Below are 5,263 nucleotides of genomic sequence, written 5' to 3'. Positions count from 1 at the left end.
AGGCTAGTCACCTTCATCATTTTAGTCAAGCAGTTTTTCCATATTTATAGCAGGGGATTTCAGCAAAAAATAAAATCTATTACTGCTTCAATAGTTTGGGCGAATGAAAAATAACCCAAGAAAGATGTCATGTTTTAATTTTAGCCTTGACATTTAGGACTCAATAATTAAAACAAGATTGCCCTGACAAATATTCTTACAACTAAAAAACCTTCTCAATAGGGAAATCAGTGTCAATTATTCTTTTAAGCTTAAAGCAATTAGAGAATATTTTGTACGAAAGGAGTCATTTCATTCAAAGGGTTATTAAACAGCTTTATGGTTACTGTTCATAATTGTCGTAAATATTGAAAATGAAAAAGTCAAAAGCGCTGATTTTTTATGAAAAAAGTATCTGTAGTTTTGCTGATGGCGCTATATGTTACAGGGGTTAATAAACACGCCAGGCTTTGTTTTTGATTTGTATTTTATTGATTGCTCTGGATAAACACCTTACCGATACGAGAGCATGAATATTTTTTTATAAAAACGTACCGACAATTTCCTTATCACTGAGTGTGCGCCCGATACTAGAAACAAGGAAAGCAGGAGCTTATCGTACATAGCAGGAATAAACATTTGCGATTCCAGAGACACTTCCAGATACCATGGTGCTGCCCGAAACTAATGCGTTCGAGTAGTATAAGCTTAGCTTCAGAAGAGTATGATAACTTATGAGGATAGAGGGCACTCCAGGTTTTGACTCAATCTTGAAAGATTTGACTTCCGCTTTATCAGGCACTTAACAGATACAGTATACCCTTCTAAAACTTTACCTTTCGATTCCGCATCTATGTATAGATTTGACAAAGTTACTTGATTTTCTGGCGATCAATTAAGTGCTACAGCACATCTTCAAGATCTCTCTATTCGTCCAAATATTTGAAATTCATATATAAAAATATAAAAACAATGTCTCGGGAATAGTCCACTAGCCTCAATCAAGTTATATTATAGATGCGCACGATTATCAATTAGTCGCACCTAAATAGCAAATGAACTTACAAGAAAATAAGGAATATGGGCTACATCTTTAATAATATAGGCCCATATCCTTCTATTTGAATTATTTTGTCACTTAAAAAACTAATAGCTTATTATTAATCTTTACCTCTATCCTTTATTTTAGGGAAAATATAGTCTTCATGTTAGCCATGAAATAGCTAGACAAATTATATTCACACTAAAAGGGAGCTATTTATATTTTAAATCTTCCATATAAATGCATTTAGTCTATAAATTATTGATCATCTTAATGCAATAAAAAGATTAAATGCAGACCAAATGCTTAGTATCCGCCACCTGAAGAAGATGCCTTAGAATTCGCACTTACCGCACTTGCAGTTTTTTTCGTTACCTCACCACATGTAACTTTAGTTCCATTTACACGATCTTTAACTTGCTCATTCGCTTTTTTGTCTTTGCAAGACATCAAGTTCAATAGATCTTGCGCTCTAATAGGTGTTAATGCGGATTCCTTATTTCCACTAGCAAAGACAGAAGTAGAGCCCAATATCAACACAGAAATGAAAGCAGAAATAATAAATTTATTCATTTTTGACTCCTTTTATTGAATTTAATGATAGCAAATCGTTTTTTTTTAGAATCTAACTGTAGCAATGAATTTATTACACTCGGAAACGATATTGCTATTTCTAACAGAAACGAGTGCTTCATAATATATCAGTATATAACAGCGTTTTTTATTTGTCAGGTAGTTTTAATTTTAATATTGTTGTGAGGGAATGAGCTCCTCTTTACCCTAAACAGCATCATAGTGCTAAAGCAATGACTAAACAGCCAAACCAGAGACAGGAATTAGCATGAAGATTATAACGATAGGCATAGAAGCATGCAGTAACTAACAAAACTGGGCATAAGCTAGTGAATTTGGATACCTTGTCAACAAGCTGGTATCACCCAATTTGTCAAATCTTACGTGAAGAAACTAGCAAGCATGATTATGCATTTTGCACCAATCAAAAATGTTAAGCAACAAGCGATCCTGTCGGCACATCGCGTCGAACAGAGCTTCGCCAAAGCCATAACCACACAAGGAAATCAGATACATGGCCTGTTTTCTGTGTTCGTTATTGTTATCCTACATGGCTTCTATTCAACTATTTAACAGATGTGGTATTCTGGAAAATGCGGTAAACAGTTTGCCAGGAGCAATGCGCATTTACTAGAACAAGTTAATGATCATCTCAAAAAACCGAGTCGACAGGCAGAAGAGTTGGAATTGTAGATCAAAGTATATGTTCTGTTAACATTTTAACGAAGCCAGATCAATGTTGATGCAAACCGTATAAATTCCTATGATTTTAGTATTTCAGATTAGTTTTCATACCAAAAAATATTCTTCTGTAATGTTTAATTTTATTGAAGAAATACTCAATGGTTCTTTATATACAAACCAATCACAATTTTTTGGAATAACTCGATTACCCCAAAGGAGTAACAAGTTTAATATCTTTTTCAGTGAGCTTTTGAACAAAAGCATCGCTATCATAACCTTTATCACCTAGCAAAGCGGCTGCACTTTTATCGTGAAGGCCAATAAATTCTTTGCTTACCGAATATCGCAGACTTAGTGTTTAGGATAAAATCCAGGAGATCGCCCAAAATTTTAGTAATAATTTTATTTCTTTTTTATAAGTGAAATGGTGGGTGCAATTTATTAAATAGAAATGAAATTAGACACAATGTGTTGCTTCTTTTCTGGCGTGAGGGCTCTTGGATTAGTACTCCTCACATCAAACCCAGAATGCAGCGAATAGCAAAATAGAATGTTCGTAGGGGATAGATCATCGTAAGTCTTACCAACACTAACCTATAGGAATGATGTTGATTAGCTGAATAGGAGGTTATCTCTAACTACCACCAATCGCACGATGAGCAAAAAAACCATATCGGTATTTAATCAAAAATCAGGTTATTTCTCCAAATCAACCAAGGTTGCTTCTGTCACGCGCGAATATGTTGCATATGTTGCTCAAGAACTTCAAAGCTGCCCTGATCAACTTAATAGATTCACAAGCTTCTCAGTTGTAGGCGAAGACGCGCTATCGCTTGAGTATGTATTTGGCATACTCGTGATTCACTAACCCCAAGCACCTCCCCTATTTCCCGCAAATTCATCTCCTGCTCATAATGCATGCCCATTACCATTTTTTCCTTTGGCGGCAAATTTTCAATTGCTGTAACCAGTGACTGCCGCAATTTTTTATCCAACAAGATTTCCAGTGGCTCATTATCAAAGTCAGAACATAATCGATCTAGGAAATGACCTTCATCTTCCTCCTGAAAATCTTCATAATAAATCAATTGGCCACCACACACTTCCTGCAAAGCTTCGTGATACTCATCAAGAGTCATATTTAATTCAGTTGCTAACTCCTGCTCACTTGGAGGACAACCCAAACGCTGCTCCAGCGCTCTCATAGTTACTTCAATCTGGCGCATCTTCTTACGAAGACTACGAGGTAACCAGTCAGACTCACGCAATTCGTCTAAAATTGATCCACGGATACGCTGCGCTGCATAACTTTCAAATTGACGTCCATACGATCCTTCATAACGATTTATTGCATCTAGCAAGCCAATCATACCAGCCTGAATTAGATCATCTACTTCTACGCTGGGAGGCAGCTTAACCATCATATGGCGCGCAATACGTTTTACTAGTGGCGTAAACTCAACTAGGAATTGTTCTTTGTCTATGATTCCAGATGTAGTATACATAGAGTGTAAAACTGAAAAATTCACCTTATTTAGATTACCTATTGGTATAAAGTGAAGCTTGAAATCTTCAACACTTTCATCGTATTTATTAGAATTCAAAATTTGCCTTATTGATTAATAACAGGGAATCGTATTTAACTTTATCAATGTAATTCCAAGATCCTGTAAAAAAAATTGCTTCATTTTTAGTAGAAAAATTAATATTTCTAGACAGCGAATATTTAGGATTGGCAATGTGCAAGTCTTCCATATCTTTTGTTTAAACATTTTATAATGCAAAACTAATTAATAATGAGTAATAACACCTAACGCTATTCTCAAATTCACAATTTCATCTATCTTCACAAAATATTTAAACCAAACAGAGCAAAACGATGACATAAGATAACTATTCATGACTCACCAGCAGATATTAGTAGTTTGTTTTTTATAAACGATTTAGCAGAGTTTACTCATCACACTTTAAATAATTTTTTTCTGCCATTACATTTCCTAGTGAGTGATGAGTATTATTAGTGACTCATTCAATTTTCAATAAGGCAAATAGAAGATGATTTCTTCCATTATTCTAGAAATTTAATCCAAATATTCCGTTAGCATTACTACCGGATATAAATTAATATCGTATACAAATTAAAAACTGATGCATGGTTTGAGATGATCGATCACATTTTGGATTCTGTTGACTTTTCGTAATTATCAACAAAATCTAGGTCCATTTTGAGCAAGAATGAAGAGTAGAGCAAGAATTGACCGATGAACAATGAGGAAATTTATACCAACTATTACGGCTTCAAGAGCGAGTTTATGCCGGAGTATTGAGACCATTGAAACATATCGGCATCTTTTAAAAGCAGCAATGTGGATTTACGGAGTAATATACAGAGGTGATTGTTACCACAGTCATCGGGTAAATAGAACATGAGATCTGGAAGTTTCTGTTCATTGGTTGTAGTCATTATCTGAACATGCAACAGGTTCTGATTAATAGTACGATTACTCACGCACATTCCTCTGCTGCCGGAGAGCGGCAGGGAGTTCGGCAAAAGCAGAAACCTCGATATACTCAATAAGAAGTTTTGTCAATAAATTCATGCTATTATAGATGAACTAGGCGACCTTCTAAATTTTATCCTAAGCGGTGGCCAAGTTAGCGATATTCGATAAATTAAGAATTTATTGACCTTGATGACAGAAGTGCAACCACCTCCTCTACGATGTACTGCCGCTTCAGAGATAGGGTGAATTAGGGAGGGAAAAGGAGTATGGAGAAAAATACACACCGGTACGTATTGATAAGTTGCATCGTACTATCGTAACGCTAAAACTCTACGGCAAAGAGCAACGAATGTGCTTGCGTGGTCAACAGGTGTTAAGGCACGTTTTCTGGATGACTAGTTAGTCGTCCCTGAAAAACCCTTTTTCTCAACTACTAAGTTGTAGGTTAGGCATATTGCCAATCAATAGCCGATTAATATTG

General features: G+C 35.4%; 3 protein-coding genes. 1 reads left to right on the top strand and 2 read right to left on the bottom strand.

Annotation, left to right across the window (positions count from 1 at the left end):
* Nucleotides 1-1,327: 1,327 nt before the first annotated feature.
* Complete coding sequence (locus R2Q26_RS15045; protein ID WP_317537033.1) at nt 1,328-1,594, bottom strand: hypothetical protein; 267 nt, start codon at nt 1,592-1,594, stop codon at nt 1,328-1,330.
* Between the two features lie 408 nt (nt 1,595-2,002).
* Between R2Q26_RS15045 and R2Q26_RS15040 the strand changes: the two genes are divergently transcribed.
* Complete coding sequence (locus R2Q26_RS15040) at nt 2,003-2,167, top strand: hypothetical protein (RefSeq protein WP_317537032.1); 165 nt, start codon at nt 2,003-2,005, stop codon at nt 2,165-2,167.
* Nucleotides 2,168-3,072: 905 nt separating this feature from the next.
* On the opposite strand, the gene R2Q26_RS15035 is transcribed toward R2Q26_RS15040, so the two are convergent.
* On the bottom strand, nt 3,073-3,783 hold the full coding sequence (locus R2Q26_RS15035) for an RNA polymerase sigma factor FliA (protein ID WP_317537034.1): 711 nt from the start codon (nt 3,781-3,783) through the stop codon (nt 3,073-3,075).
* Nucleotides 3,784-5,263: the final 1,480 nt, after the last annotated feature.

Source organism: Nitrosomonas sp. Is37, from assembly GCF_033063275.1.
In the GTDB taxonomy this organism is placed as follows: Bacteria; Pseudomonadota; Gammaproteobacteria; order Burkholderiales; family Nitrosomonadaceae; genus Nitrosomonas.
The sequence above is the reverse complement of the archived record's forward strand: the minus strand, read 5'-3'. Positions and strand labels throughout refer to the sequence as shown.

Excerpts from the sequence above, each read along its gene's own strand:
- R2Q26_RS15045 (WP_317537033.1), bottom strand. The coding sequence starts at position 1,594 with ATGAATAAATTTATTATTTCTGCTTTCATTTCTGTGTTGATATTGGGC.
- R2Q26_RS15035 (WP_317537034.1), bottom strand. The coding sequence starts at position 3,783 with ATGTATACTACATCTGGAATCATAGACAAAGAACAATTCCTAGTTGAG.
- R2Q26_RS15040 (WP_317537032.1), top strand. The coding sequence starts at position 2,003 with ATGCATTTTGCACCAATCAAAAATGTTAAGCAACAAGCGATCCTGTCG.